Source organism: Micromonospora sp. B11E3 (genome assembly GCF_039871625.1).
GTDB lineage: Bacteria > Actinomycetota > Actinomycetes > Mycobacteriales > Micromonosporaceae > Micromonospora.
The window spans coordinates 34,698-54,358 of the sequence record NZ_JBDPMC010000046.1 but is presented as its reverse complement, the minus strand read 5'-3'; the positions used below and the strand labels follow the sequence as shown (position 1 = coordinate 54,358).

The 19,661-nt window shown below is 72.0% G+C and carries 10 protein-coding genes and 1 pseudogene; 7 read left to right on the top strand and 4 right to left on the bottom strand.

Going from position 1 to position 19,661, the window contains the following annotated elements:
• The 4 genes from ABGB16_RS21760 to ABGB16_RS21745 form a co-directional block, all read left to right on the top strand.
• A partial coding sequence (locus tag ABGB16_RS21760; protein WP_347669937.1) for a family 16 glycoside hydrolase occupies window positions 1–1,523 on the top strand: 1,523 nt, incomplete at its 5' end.
• A 26-nt stretch (window positions 1,524–1,549) separates the two neighbouring features.
• Window positions 1,550–2,515 carry a sugar phosphate isomerase/epimerase gene (locus ABGB16_RS21755; protein WP_347669936.1) on the top strand — a complete coding sequence of 322 codons (966 nt, stop codon included), beginning with the start codon at window positions 1,550–1,552 and terminating at the stop codon, window positions 2,513–2,515.
• Window positions 2,512–3,702, top strand: coding sequence for a multicopper oxidase domain-containing protein (locus ABGB16_RS21750; protein WP_347669935.1), 1,191 nt, complete (start codon window positions 2,512–2,514; stop codon window positions 3,700–3,702). Before ABGB16_RS21755 ends, ABGB16_RS21750 begins: the two co-directional genes overlap by 4 nt.
• Window positions 3,703–3,819: 117 nt before the next feature.
• Window positions 3,820–7,821 (top strand): ThuA domain-containing protein, encoded by a 4,002-nt coding sequence (locus ABGB16_RS21745; protein WP_347669934.1) that lies wholly within the window; start codon window positions 3,820–3,822, stop codon window positions 7,819–7,821.
• A gap of 74 nt (window positions 7,822–7,895) precedes the next feature.
• Here ABGB16_RS21745 and ABGB16_RS21740 read toward each other — a convergent pair whose 3' ends face one another.
• Window positions 7,896–8,309, bottom strand: coding sequence for a hypothetical protein (locus ABGB16_RS21740; protein WP_347669933.1), 414 nt, complete (start codon window positions 8,307–8,309; stop codon window positions 7,896–7,898).
• Window positions 8,310–8,610: 301 nt separating this feature from the next.
• Between ABGB16_RS21740 and ABGB16_RS21735 the strand changes: the two genes are divergently transcribed.
• A complete protein-coding gene (locus ABGB16_RS21735; protein WP_347669932.1) occupies window positions 8,611–8,937 on the top strand; it encodes a trypco2 family protein in 327 nt (108 codons plus the stop codon).
• Window positions 8,938–8,956: 19 nt separating this feature from the next.
• On the top strand, window positions 8,957–14,041 hold the full coding sequence (locus ABGB16_RS21730) for a serine protease (RefSeq protein ID WP_347669931.1): 5,085 nt from the start codon (window positions 8,957–8,959) through the stop codon (window positions 14,039–14,041).
• A gap of 40 nt (window positions 14,042–14,081) precedes the next feature.
• Here ABGB16_RS21730 and ABGB16_RS21725 read toward each other — a convergent pair.
• Window positions 14,082–15,360 (bottom strand): annotated as a pseudogene (locus ABGB16_RS21725) (beta-1,3-glucanase family protein).
• 213 nt (window positions 15,361–15,573) lie between these two features.
• Between ABGB16_RS21725 and ABGB16_RS21720 the strand changes: the two are divergent.
• Window positions 15,574–16,155, top strand: a complete 582-nt coding sequence (locus tag ABGB16_RS21720; RefSeq protein WP_347669930.1) for a type 1 glutamine amidotransferase domain-containing protein — start codon at window positions 15,574–15,576, stop codon at window positions 16,153–16,155.
• Between the two features lie 67 nt (window positions 16,156–16,222).
• On the opposite strand, the gene ABGB16_RS21715 is transcribed toward ABGB16_RS21720, so the two are convergent.
• Both ABGB16_RS21715 and ABGB16_RS21710 read right to left on the bottom strand, forming a co-directional pair.
• Window positions 16,223–17,686, bottom strand: a complete 1,464-nt coding sequence (locus ABGB16_RS21715; protein WP_347669929.1) for a hypothetical protein — start codon at window positions 17,684–17,686, stop codon at window positions 16,223–16,225.
• A gap of 116 nt (window positions 17,687–17,802) precedes the next feature.
• Window positions 17,803–19,659: a dynamin family protein gene (locus tag ABGB16_RS21710; protein WP_347669928.1), complete on the bottom strand. Its 1,857-nt coding sequence runs from the start codon at window positions 19,657–19,659 to the stop codon at window positions 17,803–17,805.
• Window positions 19,660–19,661: the final 2 nt, after the last annotated feature.

Below are 19,661 nucleotides of genomic sequence, written 5' to 3'. Positions count from 1 at the left end.
AGGCGCCGCCGGCGGACACCACCCCGCCCACCGCCTCGGCCAGCGTGACCGGGCAGCGGGACGACGCCGGGGCGTACGTCGGGTCGGCGACGGTGACGCTGTCGGCGACCGACGCGGGCTCGGGCGTGGACCGGATCGAGTTCTCCCTGGACGGGCAGCCGTACGCCGCCTACTCGGCGCCGGTCACCGTCAACCAGCCGGGGCAGCACACAGTGAACTACCGGGCCACGGACAGGGCGGGCAACACCTCGACGCCGCAGAGCGTGTCGTTCACCGTCGTCGAGCCACCGACGCCCGACACCACCCCGCCCACCGCCACGGCCGCCGTGACCGGCCAGCTCGACGACGACGGCGCGTACGTCGGCAGCGCCACCGTCATCCTCTCCGCCGCCGACGCCGGCTCGGGCGTGGACCGGATCGAGTACGCCCTCGACGGCGCCGCGTACGCCCGCTACACCATGCCGGTCACCGTCGACCGGCCCGGCCAGCACACGCTCAGCTACCGGGCCACCGACCGCGCCGGCAACACCTCGGGCACCGCGTCGGTCACCTTCACCGTCGTGGCCAGCGGGCCGGCGCCGGCCTGCCCGGTGCCGGACACCCGGCCGACGGTGTGGCTCGGCACGGTGGACAGCGGCGTGCCCAACCGGGTCGTCGCGGATGGCTGCACGATCAACAACGCCATCGAGGACGAGAAGCCGTGGCCCAACCACGGCCAGTTCGTCAAGCACGTCAACGAGGTGGCGGAGCACCTGCACCACCTGGGCGTGATCAGCCACGCCGAGCACGGGCGCCTGGCCAGCGCGGCCGGCCGTTCGGGCGTCGGCAAGCCCGACGAGAAGAACGGGTACCAGCCGCTGCTGGACTCCTCGGCGGCGTCGTTCCAGCGCTGGGAGCACGTCGGGGCGGGCGGCTTCACCCGCAACGCCGACGGGTCCGTCACCAGCCGCGCCGTCCCCGGCCTCGGCATGCTGTGGTTCCCCGTCAAGGAGTACGGCGACTTCTCGCTCAAGCTCCAGTGGCGCGACGACGCGCCCGGCGACGGCCGGGCCAACAGCGGCGTCTTCGTCCGCTTCCCCGACGTGCACGGGCACCCCGCCGAGCCCCGCCCCGAGTGGGTGGCCATCAAGTACGGCCACGAGCTGCAGATCTACGACCGGACCGACGGCGACCAGTACAAGAGCGGATCCGTGTACGGCTTCGACCGGGTCGACCTGGCCGGCGCGCACGTCGCGCCGAAGGGCACCTGGAACGACTACGAGATCCGGGTGGTGGGGCAGCACTACTCGGTCTTCCGCAACGGCGAGCTGATCAACGAGTACGTCAACCGGCCGGACGCGGTGTTCACGCCGCCCCGGGCGGACGACCCGGGCGGCGCCGGCCGGCAGGCCGCCCGCGGCTACGTCGGCCTGCAGAACCACGGCACGGGCGACGTCGTCAGCTTCCGCGACGTCCGCATCGCGCCGCTGTCCCCGTGCTGCCCGAACGGGACCCCGTCCGCCTCCTCCAGCAGCTGCTGCTGAAACCCCCCTGGAAAGGAACCACCACCATGGCGAAGAACAGGATCGACCGCCGGGCGCTGTTACGCGCGCTCGCCGGGTCCACCGTCGCGGTCGGCGCCGCGAGCCTCACCGGCGCGCTGCCGGCCGCGGCGGCGGGCGACTCCAACGGTCGGCTCATCCCGCGCGGGCACATGGGCATCCAGCTCTACAGCGTGCGCGACAAGATCGCGCAGCTCGGCTTCGCGCGGGTCTTCGAGGAGCTGTCCCGCATCGGCTACCGGGAGGTGGAGTTCGCCGGCTACACCCAGGGCGCCGTCGGCCCGATCACCCCGGCCGAGATCCGGCGGCTGCTCGACGACAACGGGCTGAAGGCGGCGGGCAGCCACCGCGGGCTGGGCGACTTCCGCAACAACCTGGAGTGGGAGCTGGACGTCGCCGAGACCCTCGGCATGCCGGCCCTCGGCACCGCGCAGGCCCCGACCGGCGACCGCACCATCGCCGGGTACCAGGCCGCCGCCGCGGAGTTCAACGCCTGGGGCGCCGCCGCCGCGGCCCGCGGGATCAAGCTCTACCAGCACAACCACACGATCGAGTTCAGCTTCGCGGTCGACCGGCCGGACGTGCGGCTGTACGACCTGTTCCTGGAGCTCACCGACCCCCGGTACGTGTTCCTGGAGATGGACATCCTGTGGGCGTACGGCGGGGCCCGCAAGTACCCCGGCTTCCGCCCGGTCGACTACGTCAACGCCCAGCCGCACCGCTACCCGCTGTTCCACGTCAAGGACGGCGTCCCGTTCGAGAACCCCCAGCAGGGCAACTCGTACGCCGACGTCGAGTTCGGCGCCGGGGTGATCCCGTTCGCCGAGTTCTTCACCGAGCTCGACGGCGGCGGCCGGTTCACCTACCTGTGGGAGCAGGACAGCGGGCCGAACGCCCGGCCCAACCCGCCCGGCTCGCTGGGTGCCGCCGAGCGCAGCTACCGGCGCATGGTCGACCTGCGGGGCAACCGGTGAGCGCCTGGCGGCTGCGCGAGGACGACGCGCCGGCCGAGCCGACCCCCACGGCCGGGCCCGAGCGCCGCCGGTCGGGCGCGCGCCGGCTGCTGGTGGTGGCCGCCACCGTCGCGCTGACCCTCGTCGGGGCCGGTGGGCTGGCCGCCGCGCGCACGGGCGTGTTCTCGGCGGAACGGCCGGACGGCTGCGCCAAGCCGGACCGCAGCACGCAGCTGTACGCGGTGGAGCTGCCGAAGGACGGCACGCAGATCCGCCTCGGCTACGGCACCACCCCGCAGAACGCCTCCTACCCGGGGCCCACCATCGAGATGACCGAGGGGGAGTGCCTCGCCATCACGCTGACCAACATGGTGCCCGCCGCGACCCTCGAACAGCTGCGGACCGACCCGGCGCACCCGCTGGGCGTCTCGCTGCACGTGCACGGGGTCAAGTACACCCAGCTCTCCGACGGCACCGTGCAGAGCGGGTCGTTCGTCCCGCCGGGCCAGTCGCGCACATACACCTGGTACGCGCAGCCGCGCAACAACAGGACCGGGGCGTTGGGCACCGCCGGCTACTGGTGGTACCACGACCACGTCGTCGGCGGCCCGCACGGCACGCAGGGCCTGGGCGCGGGCCTGTTCGGCGGGCTCGTGGTGCGGCGGCCCGGTGACCCGAAGCCGGACCGCACGTACACGGTGGTGTTCGGCGACCGGCAGAGCATCAACCTGCGCCGTGGCGCGGCCACCGACACGTGCGACCAGCAGAACCCGCAGCCCGGGCCGACCTGCCTGGTCGCCCGCAAGGGGGAGCAGGTGGAGTTCGTCGTCGTCGGCATCGGCAACGACATGCACACCTTCCACCTGCACGGCCACTCCTGGGCGGACACCCGCACCGGGCTGCTGGGCAAGAGCAACGGCCAGCCCTTCGTCGACGACACCAAGATCATCGACAACAAGCCGCTCGGGCCCGGCGACTCGTTCGGCTTCCAGGTGACGGCCGGCGACTCGGTCGGGCCGGGGCACTGGATGCTGCACTGCCACATGCAGTTCCACTCCGACGGCGGCATGTCGACGATGCTGCACGTCCTCGACGAGTCCGGGGCGATGCCCCCGGGCCACGACCACTCCCATCCGACGGCCGCCGGCACGGCCGGCACGGCCGGTGCCGCCGGTACCGACGGCGCGACGGCGCGACGGCGCAGCTGAGCGGGCCCCCGGGCGGGGCCGCGTCGCGACCCCGCCCACGGCCGATCCCACCACGCCGCCCCCGGGCGGCCGGCCGAACCACGCACCTCCACCACACCCACCTGTGAAGGAGTCGAGATGGCTCAACCACCTCCCATCCGGTTGGCCCGCCGGGGCCGCGCCGGGCTGCCGAGACGCGCCGGCGCCCTCGCGTCGAGCGCCGTGCTGGCGCTCGGCCTGCTGGCCATGCCCGCCCAGGCCGCAAGCCCGACGCAGGAGCGCGCCCCGTCCGCCGAGGCGGCAGCCGACGTGCGGGTCCTGGTCTTCCACGGCCCCGTCGACCAGCAGGACGACCCCGTCGCCCGGGCGGTCGCCAAGATCAGGGACTTGGGCGCCAGCAACGGATTCGCCGTCGACGCGTCCGCCGACCCGGGCGTGTTCACGTTCGGCAACCTCGCCCGCTACCGGGGCGTGGTGTTCCTCTCCGCCAACGGGGTGACGCTGGACGACGCCCAGGAGGCCGCGTTCCAGGCGTACGTCAAGGGTGGCGGCGGGTTCGTCGGCGTCCACGACGCCGCCCGCGCCCAGCCCAGTTCCGCCTGGTTCACCGGCCTGATCGGCACCCGCCCGGCGGCCGGCCTGCCGAACGCCGAGAAGCCCGTCTCGGCCGCGGCGAGCGGCGAGAACCCGCCGAACGAGACCGCCGCGAAGGCGATCGACGGGTCGACGAGCACCAAGTGGCTGACGTTCGCCCCGACCGGCTGGCTGTCGGCGCGGCTGGCCAAGCCGGTCGCGGTGCGCCAGTACGCGCTGACCTCGGCCAACGACTCTCCGGGCCGGGACCCGAAGAACTGGACCCTGCAGGGCTCCGAGGACGGCAGCACCTGGACCGACCTGGACACCCGCTCCGGGGAGACCTTCCCCCAGCGGTTCCAGACCCGGCAGTTCACCATCGACAACCCCAGGGCGTTCCAGCACTACCGGCTGAACGTCACCGCCAACAGCGGGGAGCCGCTGGTCCAGCTCGCCGAGCTGTGGCTGATCGGCCCCGACGCGGGCCCGCCGCCGGAGAACACCGTGCAGCAGGCCACGGTCGACCTCACCGACCGGCAGCACCCGGCCAACGCGGGGATGCCGCTGACCTGGACCCGCTCCGACCAGTGGATCAACTGGGACCCGAGCCCCGTCGGCCGGGTGCACACGGTGGCCCAGGTCGAGGAGCGGACGTACAACGCGGGCCTGAGCGGCAACGGGGCGTTCCACCCGGTCTCCTGGTGCCAGGACTACGACGGCGGCCGGTCGTTCTACACCGGCATGGGCCGCACCGAGGCCAGTTGGACCAGCGACACCCGGTTCCAGAGCCACCTGCTCGGCGCCATCAGGTGGGCCACCGGCATGGTGCGCGGCGACTGCCAGGCCACCATCGCCGCAAACTACCGCATCGAGCGGCTGACCGCCGCCAACCAGCCCGGCCAGCTCGACCAGATCGGCGAGCCGCACGGCCTGACCATCGCCCCCGACGGCAAGGTCTTCTACATCGGCAAGGCGGCGTGCCCGTCCGGGCCGGTCGTCAGCTGGGACGACCCGAAGGTCGGCCTCGGCTGCGGCACGATCCACCAGTGGGACCCGAAGACCAAGCAGGTCAAGCTGCTCACCACCCTCGCCGTGATGGGCAACCGGGGCAGCGGCAGCGAGCTGGTCAAGAACGAGGAGGGCCTGGTCGGCATCACCCTCGACCCGAAGTTCGCGCAGAACGGCTGGGTCTACGTCTACTGGATGCCGCACGAGTCGATCGACCGGGACCGGCGCATCGGCCGGCGGACCGTCTCCCGGTTCACCTACGACGCCGCGCGGCAGACGATCGACCAGGGCACCCGCAAGGACCTGCTGCACTGGGACACCCAGATCCACAGCTGCTGCCACGCCGGCGGCGGCATGACCTTCGACGAGTCCGGCAACCTGTACATCGGCAGCGGGGACAGCAACTCCTCCGGCGGCTCGAACGGGTACGCCGGCAACAACTGGACGCAGGACTACAAGGGCGTCTCGTTCCAGGACGCCCGGCGCACCTCCGGCAACACCAACGACCTCAACGGCAAGATCCTGCGCATCCACCCGGAGCCCGACGGCACGTACACGATCCCGCAGGGCAACCTGTTCACCGGGCGTGAGGAGGGCGGGGGCAAGACCCGCCCGGAGATCTACGTGATGGGCGTACGCAACATCGCCCGCATCGCCTGGGACCCGGTCAACGACTGGCTCACCGCCGCGTGGGTCGGCCCGGACGCCGGCGCCCCCAGCCCGGACCTCGGCCCGGCGAAGTACGAGACGGCGACGATCATCACCTCTGCCGGCAACCAGGGCTGGCCGTACTGCATGGGCAACCGGCAGCCCTACCGGGACCGCAGCAACACCGACGCCACCGTGCTCGCCGGCTGGTACGACTGCGACAACCTGAAGAACACCTCGCCGCGCAACACCGGCCTGGTGGACATCCCGCCCGCGCGGGACAACATGATCTGGTACTCGCCCCAGGGCGGCGGTCCGGTCTTCCCGAAGCGCGCCGACGGCAGCAACCTGCCGACGTACCAGCTCGGGGGCGAGACGTTCACCCAGCCGTACCTCAAGGGTGGCGGCCAGGCCATCATGGACGGCCCGACGTACCAGCGGGAGAACGTCGACGTCGACAGCGGCGTGGCGTGGCCGGAGTACTGGGACGACAAGTGGTTCATCGGTGACCAGTCCAACGCCAACAACCGCGTCGCCGTGACCGTCGACAAGAGCAGGGTCGCCGACAGCGGTCCCCCGGCCTTCGCCGAGGACCTGCGCAGCATCATCCGCTCCGGCAGCGGCGCCACCCAGCTCCAGTCGTGGATGGACGCCAAGTTCGGCCCGGACGGGGCGCTGTACCTGCTCGACTACGCCGGCGGCTTCTTCAGCCTGCACGCCAACCAGAAGCTGATCCGGGTCGCGTACATCGGCGGGCCCGCGACGCCGAACCCGAACGACGCCGCCGCCCGCGCGGTGGCGCAGAGCAGCCCGAAGAGCATCGCGTTCTCCAGCGCGAAGGCCGGCGGCGTGGCGTGGGAGTGGAACTTCGGCGACGGCAGCGCGCCGTCGCGGGAGGCCAACCCCACCCACACGTACGCCGACTACGGCACCTACCAGGCGACGGTGAAGGTCACCTACGCCGACGGCGAGGTCGCCACGGGCAAGGTGCAGGTCGTCGTCGGGTGCGCCGCGCCGGACAGCCGGCAGACGGTGCGGCTGCTCGACACCGACACGGGCGTGGCCAACCACGTCGCCGGCGGAAACTGCACGATCAACGACCTGATCGACGACGAGCGCTCGTGGTCCAACCACGGCCAGTTCGTCAGCCACGTCGCGCAGGTGGTGACCGAACTGCGGGCTGACGGCGTGGTCGACAGGGGCGAGGCGCAGACGCTGCAGAAGGCGGCGGCCCAGTCGGAGATCGGCAAGGTCGCCGGCTACCGGGCCATCTTCGACGGGACGGCCGGTTCGCTCGCCGACTGGCGGCAGGCGCCGGGCGGCTCGTTCGCGCTGCGGTCCGACGGGTCGATGCGCACCTCGGGCGGGCTGGGCATGCTCTGGTACGCCAAGGACGAGTTCGCGGACTTCTCCCTGCGGCTGCAGTTCCGCGACGTCTCGCCGGAGGGCACCTACGCCAACAGCGGCGCGTTCATCCGGTTCCCCGACCCGCGTACGCCGCTGGACGACCGGCCGGCCGGCAGCTGCGGGACGGTCGGGTCGGCGCGCAGCTCGCAGGCGTGGGTGGCGATCTACTGCGGCCACGAGATCCAGCTCTACGACGGCCCCACGGGCGAGCCGCAGAAGACCGGCTCGGTCTACAACTTCGACCCGAACTCACTGGACCAGGCCGGGGTGACCCCGAAGGGCCGGTGGAACGACTACGAGATCCGCGCCGTCGGGCAGCACTACACGATCATCCGCAACGGTGTGGTGATCAACGAGTTCGACAACACCCCGGGCAAGTCGTCGTCCCGCGCGGGCGACCCGCCCACGGACCTGCGCCAGTTCCTCAGCGGGTTCATCGGGTTGCAGAACCACGGCACCAACGACCTGATGGAGTTCCGTAACGTTCGGGTCCGGAGCCTCTAGTGACTAGCACCACCACCGGACGCCGGGTACGTGGGCGCGGCCCGCGTACCCGGCACGTCCGTGCCACCGGGTCGTCAGGCCTTGCGGGCCGTGCGCCGGTTGCCGAACGACTCCATGGTCGTCGCCTTCCTCGCCGGGGCCGGGGCCGCCGACGTGGTGCGGGCCCGGGCGGGGGCGGCCTTCTTCGCGGTCGCCTTCCGCACGCCGGCCCGCGTGGCCGTCGGGGGCTTCGGCGGGGCGTTCTTGGCGGCGGCCGCCTTCGCCGTCGGCCTGCGGGTGGGCGTCGCGGTGGTGCCGGCGGTGTCCTTCTTCCGGGCGACGCGGGCGGTGGTCGCCGTCGGCTTCTCACCGGAGGCCTTGGCCAGGCTCGCACCGGTCGCCCGCTTCGTGGCCGCCGCGACCTTCTTCGCCGCCGCAGTCCGGTTCGTCGGGGCCTTCCTCGCCCCGGTGGCCTTCCGGGCCCCGGTCGACCTGCTGCCTGCGGTCATCCTGTTCCTCCTCGCGCCGAACCCGTCCGCCGCGTCTTCCCCGGGCCCGGGGGGGCCAAACCCGTCCGCCGGAGCGACCACCCGCGCCGGTCAACGCCGATCGTGCCCGACCGTGGGGAACCAGGCACGTTGCGTCAGCTCTGGCGCGGCCGTAGCTTTGAGGGCCACGGCCTCCCCGACACTCCGACGAAGCCGCCTGTGCGCTGTTCTCGGCGGTTCGTCGCCCTGTCGACGGGGGCCCGGCGTAGCGCCCGGACGCTACCCTTCCGTACGCACTGGCTACCGACACCGGAGGCGCTTCGTGGACGATGGCACCGTCCTCATGGATGAGTACGGCGTTTCGCTCTCAACGGCGATCGAACTGCTGCGATCAGAGTTGCAGGAAGCGTTGGCTGACGGCGTCGACTCCCAGATTCGGTTCACGGTCGATTCGATCGAGCTGGAACTGGAACTGGTGGTGGATGCCTCGCGCGACGCATCGGGCAAGCTGAGCCTGTGGCGGGTGCTGTCGGTCGGCGGTGAGCGAAAGAACAACAACTCGGCGACCCATCGGATGACTCTCACCCTCAAGCCGAGGGACATGTCGCTACCGGTTTCGACAGAAACGCTCATCGGCGACGACTATTGAGCCGGCCGGAGGAGCTGGCATGCACCCGGTCGCTCCCCACATCTCCCGCCTGGCCGAGATCCGGGGTTCCCGCCGGGGGTCCGGGTACGCGGTAGGGAAGGCCCTCGTGCTCACCGCCGGCCATGTCGTCGGCCCGTTGGGCGCATCGTGCCGGGTACGACCGTTCGGGGCCGACGAACGCGACGGCGTGGTCGTGTGGCGGGCGGACCACCTGGGGCTGGATGCCGCGCTCGTGCAGATCCGGGTCGACTGGCCCGCGAGCACGCTTGCCACGGAGTACGCGGAACTCCATGGCGCGGACCCGGTCACCTGTCTCACGGTCGGCTACCCCCTGTCCAACGTGGACGCTACGGGAGAAAGCGCCGTCGAGGAGCACGCCTGGCTGGTGGCGCCCGGGACCGGAATCGAGCGGGGGCGCTACGCGCTCAACAGCCGGCTCACCCCGCCGCGGAGCGTGCTGTCGACGCCCTCCGGGCCGCGTTCGGGGTGGGCCGGCCAGTCGGGTGCCGCGCTGCTCAGCAGCGACGGGCGGTACGTGCTCGGCGTGGTGATCGCCGAACCGGGGAAGTTCGAAGCGGGACGTCTCGAGGCGGTGCGGGTCAGTTCCCTCGTCAAGGACGGGTTGTTCCTGAGCTGGGTGGGGGCTGACCCGGAACGCATCGTGCGGCTCGGCGCGAAGGGTCAGGTCGATGATCTCCGGTTGCCGCCAGGGATCGTCCCGCACGGCGACGAGGTGGCCGGCCTGGACGGACTCATGCGCAACCTGCGGGAGGAGTGCCTGCCCTTCGTGCCGCCGGATGCGGAGGCACCCGCCCATCCCGACCAGCTGCTCGCGCGGCTGACCGAGTCGGCCGGCCGGTCGGGCGTGCTCCTGGTCGGGCCCGCCGGCGCGGGGAAGACCCGGACCTGTTTCGAGGTCGGCGCCCGGGCGATCCGCGACAACTGGACCGTCCTGCACGTCAAGGGCGGTGAGCCGCTGGTGACCAACGCGGACGTGGCGGAGGCACTGCGCTCCTTCGGCACGGAGCAAACCCTGTTGATCCTCGACTACCTCAACGAGTGTCGGGGCCTCGACCTGTCCGGGCTGCGCCAACAGGTGTTGCCGGAGGCCAGGCGCAACGGAGTGCGGGTGGCCCTGCTGGCCTCCGCCCGGCCTGGTTGGGAGCTGCAGACGGAAGTCCCGCTCAGACCGTTGTTGGACACTGTCCGACTCGCGCCCGACGACGAGCAGGCGAGCCGGATCCGCCGCCAGGTGGTGACCTCGCTGGCGCCGACCGCACTCCACCTCGTCGGCGAGCAGCGTCTGCTCGAGCTGTGCGGTACCCGCGCGATCATCGCGATGCTCGTCGCGCTGGAGGCAGAGGCGCGTGCCAAAGCTGGCACCCTGAGCCGTGCCCTTCCCAGTATCCGTTCAGGTGAGCTTGCCGACTGGCTGAACAAGCGCCTGCGTGAGGACGACCTGTTGCCGCCGGCGGGGAGCCTCATCAATGACCCGGAGCCGAGCGTCAAGCTGCAGGCGTGCGCCGCCATGCTGGCCGCCAGCCCGCAGGAGCGAACGAGCCTCGTAGCGTGCGGGGGACGTGTCTCGGGTGGGGACACGGAGTTGGCCGACCATCTGTTCGGCATTCTGCTCGCCATGGGCTGGGTCGTAGCCAGTTCGGGCGGTTACGTGGCAGTGCACGACATCGTCACCGACCAGTTGATCGATCGCACCCTCCATCGGCCGGGCAGCGGAAAGGTGCGCTCCCTGGCCGCCGGGCGGATACTGTCCGGATGCCTGACCAGGGGTCGGACGATCGGCAGGTACGCCATGAACCTGGGCCGACTGATGCGCGACCTCGTGCTGGAGGAGCGGACCGGTCCCCTGCAGGAGTACTGCCGGTGCTGGCTGGCGGAGCACGCGCAGGAGGTGGGCGGCCTGCTCGCCGAGCAACAGGACGAGGGCGCGTACGCACTTGGCGCTGTCATGGAGAACCCCTCGTGGTCGTCCGTCGCGGTCGAGCAGTGGGACACCGTCGTGGCGCCCTGGCTGTCGGCACACGGACGTTCGATGCCTGCCCGTCATCTGCTTTACAAGGGCCTGAAGGAAGCGACGCGGGACGACCGTCTGGTCCAGAGTTCGATGGACTGGCTCGCAATCCATCATCGCCGGGTAGAGGCCAGCTACGTGCTGCGCTCGCTGTTGCAGCATCCGCTGCCGCAGGGCTTGAGCACCACCGTGAAACAGTATGCGCTGATCTGGCTCATCTACCACCGCACCACCACGGTGGCGCAGTTCGTACTGCAGCCGCTCCTCTATGGTGAACTACCTGGGGAGCAGGCCTTCACCGTGACCCGACATGCGCTGGCTTGGCTGTCGAGCCACGGCTCGTCCATCGAGGCCCGGTTCATACTGCGGCCGCTGTTGGGGCGTGAGTTGTCGGCGGAGCACGCCGGTGCGGCGGTCCGGCATGCGCTCGCCTGGCTCGCAGATCATGCCGTGCTCACGGACACACAGTTTGTGCTGCGGTCGTTGTTGGAGCGTGAGTTGTCGGCGGAGGAGGCCGATGCGGCGGTGCGGCTGGCGTTGGCCTGGCTTGCTGACCACTCCGCCGTCCCGGACGCGCAGTTCGTGCTGCGGCCGCTGTTGCGCGATCGGCGGTTGCCTGGGGACAGCGCCGCCGCGGTGGTGCGGCTGGCACTGGCGTGGCTCGCGGATCATGCCGCGGTCCCGGACGCGGGGTTCGTGCTGCGGTCGTTGTTGGAGCGTGAGTTGTCGGCGGGGGAGGCCGGCGCGGCGGTGCGGCTGGCACTGGCGTGGCTCGCGGATCATGCCGCGGTCCCGGACGCGGGGTTCGTGCTGCGGTCGTTGTTGGAGCGTGAGTTGTCGGCGGAGGAGGCCGATGCGGCGGTGCGGCTGGCGTTGGCCTGGCTTGCTGACCACTCCGCCGTCCCGGACGGCCAGTTCGTGCTGCGGCCGCTGTTGCGCGATCGGCGGTTGCCTGGGGACAGCGCCGCCGCGGTGGTGCGGCTGGCACTGGCCTGGCTCGCGGATCATGCCGCGCTTGCCGACGCGCAGTTTGTGCTGCGGCCGTTGTTGGAGCGTGAGTTGTCGGCGGGGGAGGCCGGCGCGGCGGTCCGGCACGCGTTGGCCTGGCTTGGCGAGCACGCCGTGATCCCGGACGCGGGGTTCGTGCTGCGGCCGTTGTTGGAGCGTGAGTTGTCGGCGGGGGAGGCCGGCGCGGCGGTGCGGCATGCGTTGGCCTGGCTTGGCGAGCACGCCACGATCCTGGACGCGGGGTTCGTGCTGCGGTCGTTGTTGGAGCGTGAGTTGTCGGCGGGGGAGGCCGGCGCGGCGGTGCGGCATGCGTTGGCCTGGCTTGGCGAGCACGCCGTGATCCCGGACGCGGGGTTCGTGCTGCGGCCGTTGCTCCGCGACTGGCGGTTGCCTGCGGAGAGCGCCGCCGCGGTGGTGCGGCTGGCACTGGCCTGGCTTGCGGATCATGCCGCGCTTGCCGACGCGCAGTTTGTGCTGCGGCCGTTGTTGGAGCGTGAGTTGTCGGCGGGGGAGGCCGGCGCGGCGGTCCGGCACGCGTTGGCCTGGCTTGGCGAGCACGCCACGATCCTGGACGCGGGGTTCGTGCTGCAGCCGTTGTTGGAGCGTGATTTGTCGGCGGAGGAGGCCGGCGCGGCGGTGCGGCATGCGTTGGCCTGGCTCGCGGATCATGCCGAGGTCGCGGACGCGAGCTTCGTGCTGCGGCCGTTGCTCCGCAGCCGGCAGCCGACCGCGGAGCAGGCTCACGCGGTGGTGCTGCACACGTTGGCCTGGCTTGGCGAACACTCCGCCACTCGTAGCGCGGGATTTGTGCTGCAGCCGTTGTTGAAGTGCGAGTTGTCGGCGGTGCAAGCCGACGGGGTTGTGCGGCATGCGCTGGCCTGGCTCGCGGACCATGCTGAGGTCTCGGAGGCAAGGTTCGTGCTCCAGCCCCTGTTGAAAAGTGACTTGCCGGTCGAGCGATCCGACGCGGCAGCGCGGTACGCGCTGGCCTGGCTCGCTCGACACACCACCAGCCCCGGCATGGGCCTCGTGCTGCAGCCCCTGTTGGAGCGTGAGTTGGCGGGGCAGGCCAGTGGGGTCGTGCCGTACGTCCTGGACTGGCTTGCGGAGTGTGCTACCGGTCCCGCGGCCCGGTTCGTGCTCCGGGCGTTGTTGCACCACCGGCGTCTGCCCGCGGAGCAGGCGGATGCGGTCGTTCTGCACGCGCTGGCCTGGCTTGGCGAGCACGCCGCCACCCCCGAGGCGGCGTTTGTGCTGTCGCCACTGTTGGAGCGTGAGTTGCCGGCGGAGCAGGCCGGGCTGGCGGTACGGCACGCGCTGGCCTGGCTTGGCGAGCACGCCGCCACCCCCGAGGCGACGCTTGTGCTGTCGCCACTGTTGGAGCGTGAGTTGCCGGCGGAGCAGGCCGGGCTGGCGGTACGGTACACGCTGGCCTGGCTTGCTGAACACCGCACCGTCCGCGAGGCTCGATATGTGCTGCGGGCGCTCCTACGCCACCGGCAGTTGGCCACGGAGCAAGCTCGCGTCGCCGTGCCGCACGCGCTCGCGTGGCTCTCTGAACACGTCGCCACCGCCAACGCTCGGCTTGTGCTACGTCCGTTGCTGGCCAGGCGGGAGCTGCCCGCCGAACAGGCTCGCCTCGTCGTCCGGTACGCGCTGTCCTGGCTGGCCAAGCACCCCACCGGCGCCAGGACTCCGTTCGTGCTGACACCGCTGCTGATGCGGGAGCTGCCCGCCGAACAGGCGCGCCCCGCCGTGCGGCACACCCTGATCTGGCTGGCGAAGTATCCCACCACCGCCAACGCTCGGTTCGTGCTGAGGCCGCTGCTGATGCGGGAGTTGCCCGCCGAGCAGGCGGCCTCCGCCGTGGAGTGCGCCCTCGCCTGGCTTGGCAAACACGCCGCCGCCCTCAACGCGGGCTCGGTCCTGGAGCCGCTGCTGATGCGGGAGCTGCCCGACGAGCAGATGAGGACGGTCGTCCAGCATGCCGTTGCCTGGCTCAGTGATCATGCCGATGTCGAGTCTGCGGACGCACTGCGCGCCGTGCTGAGTCGTCGGCTGTACTAGCCGACGTGCCGCCGCCTCGGCGGACCTGCGGCGTCCGCGGTCAGCCCTTGCGCCACTTCTGGTTCGCCGTGCCGGCGCAGTCCCACAGCTGCAGCCGCGCGCCGTCGCCGCCGTTCCAGTCCTTGATGTCCACGCACTTGTTGGCCTGGAGGTTGACCAGGTCGCCGGTGGCGTTGAGGGTGAACTGCTGCGCGCCCGTGCCGTTGCAGGTGTAGAGCTGCACCACCGCGCCGTTGGCGGTCGACCCGCCGTCGACGTCCATGCACTTGTTGTTCTGGCTCTGCAGGGCCGTGCCGATGAACGTCCACTTCTGCGCGTTGGTGCCGTTGCAGGTCCACATCTGCAGCTGGGCGCGGTCGACGAAGTTGGAGCTCGGCACGCCGATGCACTTGTTGTTCCAGTTGCTCACCACCGGCACCGCGCCGCCCGGGTTCGGCGAGCCGCCGCCGAACGGGCTCAGCACCAGGCCCGCGGCGCGCGGGTCGCCGTCGTGGACCAGCGACTCGAAGGCCCCGACGTCGTCGAAGGCGAACGCGTACGCCTTGCCGTCGACCATGTTGGCGTCCTCGTCGTGTACGCGTTCCACGCCGACGCGATGTAGGAGTCCAGGTAGGTGGGGCTGAACAGGCCCGCGCCGGCCGCCTTGCCCGGCGCCAGCACGCGCAGCACCGTCCCGTCCGACCGGGTGTACACCGTGTTCGCCGAGCCGGGCTGCGAGCGGATGCCCTCGATGATGGCGTTGCGGCCGCCCGCCACGACGTCGCCGGTGCGCCTGGTGACGCCGCTGGCGCCGGTCACGGTCACCGCGTGCGGCACCGCGAACATGTCGACCTGTGAGCTGTTCAGCCACAGCCCGGCGTCGTTGTAGGTGAACTCGCTCCAGTCGAACAGGATGTCGCGGTTGGCGTGCCGCCGGCCCAGGGCGCGGGCTGCACCAGGCCGTCCGGGGTCAGGAAGAACCTGAGCTTGTCGCCGAACGAGTAGTAGACGCGGCCGGAGAAGCCGCGGGGGAAGCGGATGGTCGTGCTGCCGCCGTTGCCGGAGCCCGGGATCGAGGCGTCCGGCGCGGGCGCCGGCGGGATCTGCCCGCCCGACCACGGGACGAACGTGCCGTCCTGCCTGACGTAGCCGAGGTGGCCGGTGGACAGCTGCACGTCGATCACGTAGAGGTGGACGGCCTCGCCGCGGCCGGTGCTGTTGGTGACCGTGACGGGCAGCAGCGTCGGGCCGACGGCCTGGGCGGGGGAGGCGACGACGGCCACCGGTACGGCGGCGAGCAGGGCCGCGACGGCGGTGAAGATCTTTCTGCGGATACCCACGGGAACTCCTCGAATAGTGGGGAAACGGTGGAGAGAGCGCTCTCCGAGCGTCCGACTTGTTACCGGCGTGTGTCAATGTCGATGGATGTCGACCCGCCAGCGGCCGCACCGCCGCAGGTGCCGCGCGCGCCCGTTTGCCCGTCCGGGCACCGGGAAGGCGATCGGTACCAGCGAGGCGCCGCCAGGAAAGGCGCCGCGAAGGAGGCCGCATCCATGGCTGACAAGCAGCAGCCGCTGAACGGCAAGAAGGTCGCGTTCCTCGCCGCCGACGGCGTGGAGGACATCGAGTACACCCAGTCCCGGGCCGCCGCGGAGCAGGCGGGGGCGCAGTGCCACCTGATCTCCATCAGGCCAGGTGAGATCCAGTCCATGAACCACGACATCACCCCGGCCAACCGCCACCGGGTGGACCGGACGGTCGACCAGGCGAACCCGGCCGACTACGACGCCCTGGTGCTGCCCGGCGGGACGGTGAACCCGGACCGGCTGCGGATGAACGCCGAGGCGATGGACTTCGTCAAGGCGTTCTTCCAGCAACAGAAGCCGGTGGCGGCGATCTGCCACGGCCCCTGGTCCCTGGTGGAGACCGGGATGGTCAAGGGGCGCACGGTCACCTCGTACCCCAGCCTGCGCACCGACATCCGCAACGCCGGCGGGAACTGGGTCGACCAGCAGGTCCAGGTCGACCAGGGGCTGGTCACCAGCCGTGCCCCGAGTGACCTGCCGGCGTTCTGCGCGAAGCTGGTCGAGGAGATCGCCGAGGGCAGGCACGCCCGCCAGGTGGCCCCGGCCTGACCGCGCGTCACGTCCGGGCCGGGTCCCGCCCGGCCCGGACATGACGCGGCTTCCGGGCCGGCCGGGTTCAGCGGGCGGTCAGCGTGGCCAGCATTCCCTCGCAGCTGCGCACCACCACCCGGGCGGCCCGGCGCTGCGGCAGCCGCAGCCGCGGGTCCTCGGCCCGACCCTGCCACCGCCGCAGCGCCTCGACGGCGAGTCGCCACAGCTGGTCCGAGGTGGTGTCGTGCTCCACGCCCAGCCGGGCCGCCAGCGCCGTGCCGTTGCCGCCGAGCAGCCGCTGCGCCTCCGGCAGCAGCTCGGCGTCGACCTCGCCCCCGGCCTCCTGCAGCGACGCCAGCAGCCGCAGCTCCCGGAAGTCGTGCGTGCTGGTCAGGATCCGCTCGATCCGGGCGAGCAGCTCGGCGCCGCCGGGCCGAGACTCGGCCCGCAGCAGGGCCTCCAGGGCCGCCAGCGCCGAGCGGGCCTTGAGCACGTCGCACCGGTCCACGAAGCACCGGTTCATCGACTCCCGCAGCTCGGTGAAGCCGCTGCGGCGGATCAGCTCGGCGGAGAGCCGCACCCGGCTGTCGCAGCCGGTCCGGATCAGGGTGGTGGCCAGCCGTATCCCGAACAGGCCGAACCGGTCCAGCAGCGCCGCGCGGGTCGCGGCGTCGAGCTGTACCGGCGGGGCGGTGGTGAGGAAGCGCTCCGCCGACAGCAGCGACTGCTCCAGCTCGCCGCGGGGCGCGCCGGCCAGCGCCGCCAGGGCGGCGAAGTCCGACTCGGCCATCATCCGTCCGGCCAGGCTCACCAGGCCGCTCAGCGCGACCACGTTGACGCAGAGCGCGTCGACCCGGGGATCCCGGCGCAGCCGGCGGGCGAGCTGACGGGCGGTCAGCAGCGCGTCGACCCGGCCGCCGCCCACCTCGTCGGCCCGGGAGAGCACCAGGATCACGTTGACCGGCGCGGCCTGGTCCACCACGCCCGTCCGGGTGGCCTGCAGGATCTGCAGGTCGCTGTCGCGCGCGTCGCGGGTCAGGTACAGCACCGCGTCCGCGTCCCGCAGGATCCGGTCCATCACCGGCGTCCGGCCGCCCTCGCCGGCCGGCGCGACGGCGGGCGTGTCGATCAGGGTCGCCTGCCGCAGCGCCCGGGTCGGCCACCGCACGACGATGTCGTCGACCTCGCCCGGGCGCAACCCGACGAGGTCGACCCGCATCCCCGTGGGCGACTTGGTGACGGCCAGCTCCTGAGGCGGTCCCACGGACGAGTACGCCGTGGCGCGGGGGTGCGGCGCGTCCTCGTACCAGGTGAGGACGCAGCCGCCCGCGGGCACCTCGACCGGCGCGACCTCCTCGCCCATGATCGCGTTGAGCGCGGTCGACTTGCCCGACTGCCAGGGGCCGGCGATGGCGATGTGCAGCGGCGCCTCCAGCCGGTCGAGTTGGTGCCGCAGGTGGCCGACGGCTCGGGGATCGTCCCGGAGCCGGTCCAGGGCGTCGTGCAGCAGGTCGTAGACCGTCTCGTCGAGCCGCCCGCCGCCGCTCACGGTGCCTCCTCGGTTTCGCGACTGCGGGGCTCGCAAACCCGGCTCGCTCCTCGCGCTCACGGTGCCTCCTCGGTTTCGCGACTGCGGGGCTCGCAAACCCGGCTCGCTCCTCGCGCTCACGGTCGGGGCTCCAGCGAGACCGCCGCCGGCCGCGCCGAGGTGAGCCCCTGCGCCTGCTCGTAGAGGGCGGACAGCCGCCGTATCCGCTGCTGGATCTCGCGTCGCCGCTGCTCGCGTACGGCCGCGTCGGCGTCCGCCGCCTGCTTGGCGCTGCGGAACGACTGCACGATCGCCTCCTGCAGCTCCTCGGTGAGCACCGTGAAGTGGTCCCGGATCACCCGCTGCACCTGCCGTGCGGTGTCCCGGCAGTCCTTGGTCATCCGGATGAAGAAGTCGTCGACGTGCCGCTGGACGGCCGACTTGACCGTCGCCTGGCGCCGCCGCAGCAGCGACTTGCCCTCGTCCCGGATGCTCTTGCCGCCGAACAGCACGCCGGCCCCGATCGACACGGGATTGATCATCGGCATCCCGGCCAGGGTCATCGCCAGGCCGAACATGAGCAGCCCCCCGTACGAGCCGCGCATGCCGCTGACCAGCTTCTGGCTTGCCGTGAAGCGGTCGGCGTCGGGGCGTTCCAGGACCGGCAGCCGGTCGACCACGTCGTCCGGCTCCGGCACCTGCCAGCGGGGCGGGATGTCGTAGCCGTACCGCGTGAAGTGGCCCGCCACCTGCGCCGCGACCCACTCGCACCGCTGGCCGAGCCACCGGTGGTTCGCCTCGGCCGCCTCGACGAGGCTGCCGTCCAACCACTCCTGGAACGTCTCCCAGCCCACCAGCGGGTCGGCCCGGTCGAACGCCTCGTCGACCTCGCGCAGGATCGTCCGGGTCCGGTCGCGCAGGTCGTACTCGAGGTCGGACAGCAGGTGCGCCATCTCGTCGGAGAGCGTGTTCTGCCACCGGGTGGTGCAGCGGCGCAACTCGTCGACCTCGCGCTGCGCGGCGTGCAGCCGCGAGATCGGCCCGGTCTGCTCCGCCGCGTCCTGACCGGACAGTTCGGCGCGCAGCGGGGCGGCCAGCTGTTCGAGCACCGTCCGTGCGATCAGGCCCACCGACGTACGCGCGAGCCGGTCGGCCTTGTCGCCGTGGTCGCGCATGATCCGCGCGATCAGCGGCGGGAAGCCGGACTCGTCGTTGAGCGCCCGGTCGTCGCCGGCGGCGGCCCGCAGCCGCAGCAGCGCCGAGACCGGGATCAGCGGCGCCGGAATCCCGGCCCCGGCCAGGTGCTGCCGGTTGCGGTCGGCCACCGTCCGCCAGTTCGCCACCAGGTCGGTCTTGGTCTGCACGACGGCCACGTTCGCGTGCGACCGCGCGACGTGCAGCAGGATGTTCAGCTCGGCGACGGAGAGCTCCCGGGTCGAGTCCGACACCATCAGCACCGTGTCGGCCCGGGCGAGTGCGGCCGACGCGGCCGGTCCGCGGATCCCGTCCAGCTCGTCGATGCCCGGCGTGTCGACCAGCACGATCCCGGCGCCGAGCAGGCCCCGGGGCAGTCCGATCTCGACGTGCACCGCCTCGACGGCGGGGTGGCGCGGCGCCCGTCCGGCGATCTCGGCCGCGACCCGGGCGATCGGCAGCGGGGTCCGGTCGGCGGCCGGCGCGGCCGGGCCGGCGGGCCGGCCGGCGGCCGGCAGGGGCGTCCGGATCAGGGCGGCGGTCGGGGTCTCGGCGTGCTGGACGACGGTCGGCAGCACCGTGGTGCGGCCGTCGCCGACCGGGCAGGCGGGCGCGTTGACGAGGGCGTTGACGAGCTGGCTCTTGCCCTGCTTCGGCTCCCCGACGACCAGGACCCGCAGGGTGGGATCGAGGAGTTGGGCGCGCCGCTGACGCAGCCAGGTAAGCAGGTCGTCGCGACCGTGCGCCACGCACGTCCGGGCGATCTCGTCAAGCACGTCCAGCCACATCGGCGCAATCACCG

Coding starts and splice junctions, on each gene's coding strand:
- ABGB16_RS21755 (WP_347669936.1), top strand. CDS start 1,550: ATGGCGAAGAACAGGATCGACCGCCGGGCGCTGTTACGCGCGCTCGCC.
- ABGB16_RS21745 (WP_347669934.1), top strand. CDS start 3,820: ATGGCTCAACCACCTCCCATCCGGTTGGCCCGCCGGGGCCGCGCCGGG.
- ABGB16_RS21720 (WP_347669930.1), top strand. CDS start 15,574: ATGGCTGACAAGCAGCAGCCGCTGAACGGCAAGAAGGTCGCGTTCCTC.
- ABGB16_RS21740 (WP_347669933.1), bottom strand. CDS start 8,309: ATGACCGCAGGCAGCAGGTCGACCGGGGCCCGGAAGGCCACCGGGGCG.
- ABGB16_RS21730 (WP_347669931.1), top strand. CDS start 8,957: ATGCACCCGGTCGCTCCCCACATCTCCCGCCTGGCCGAGATCCGGGGT.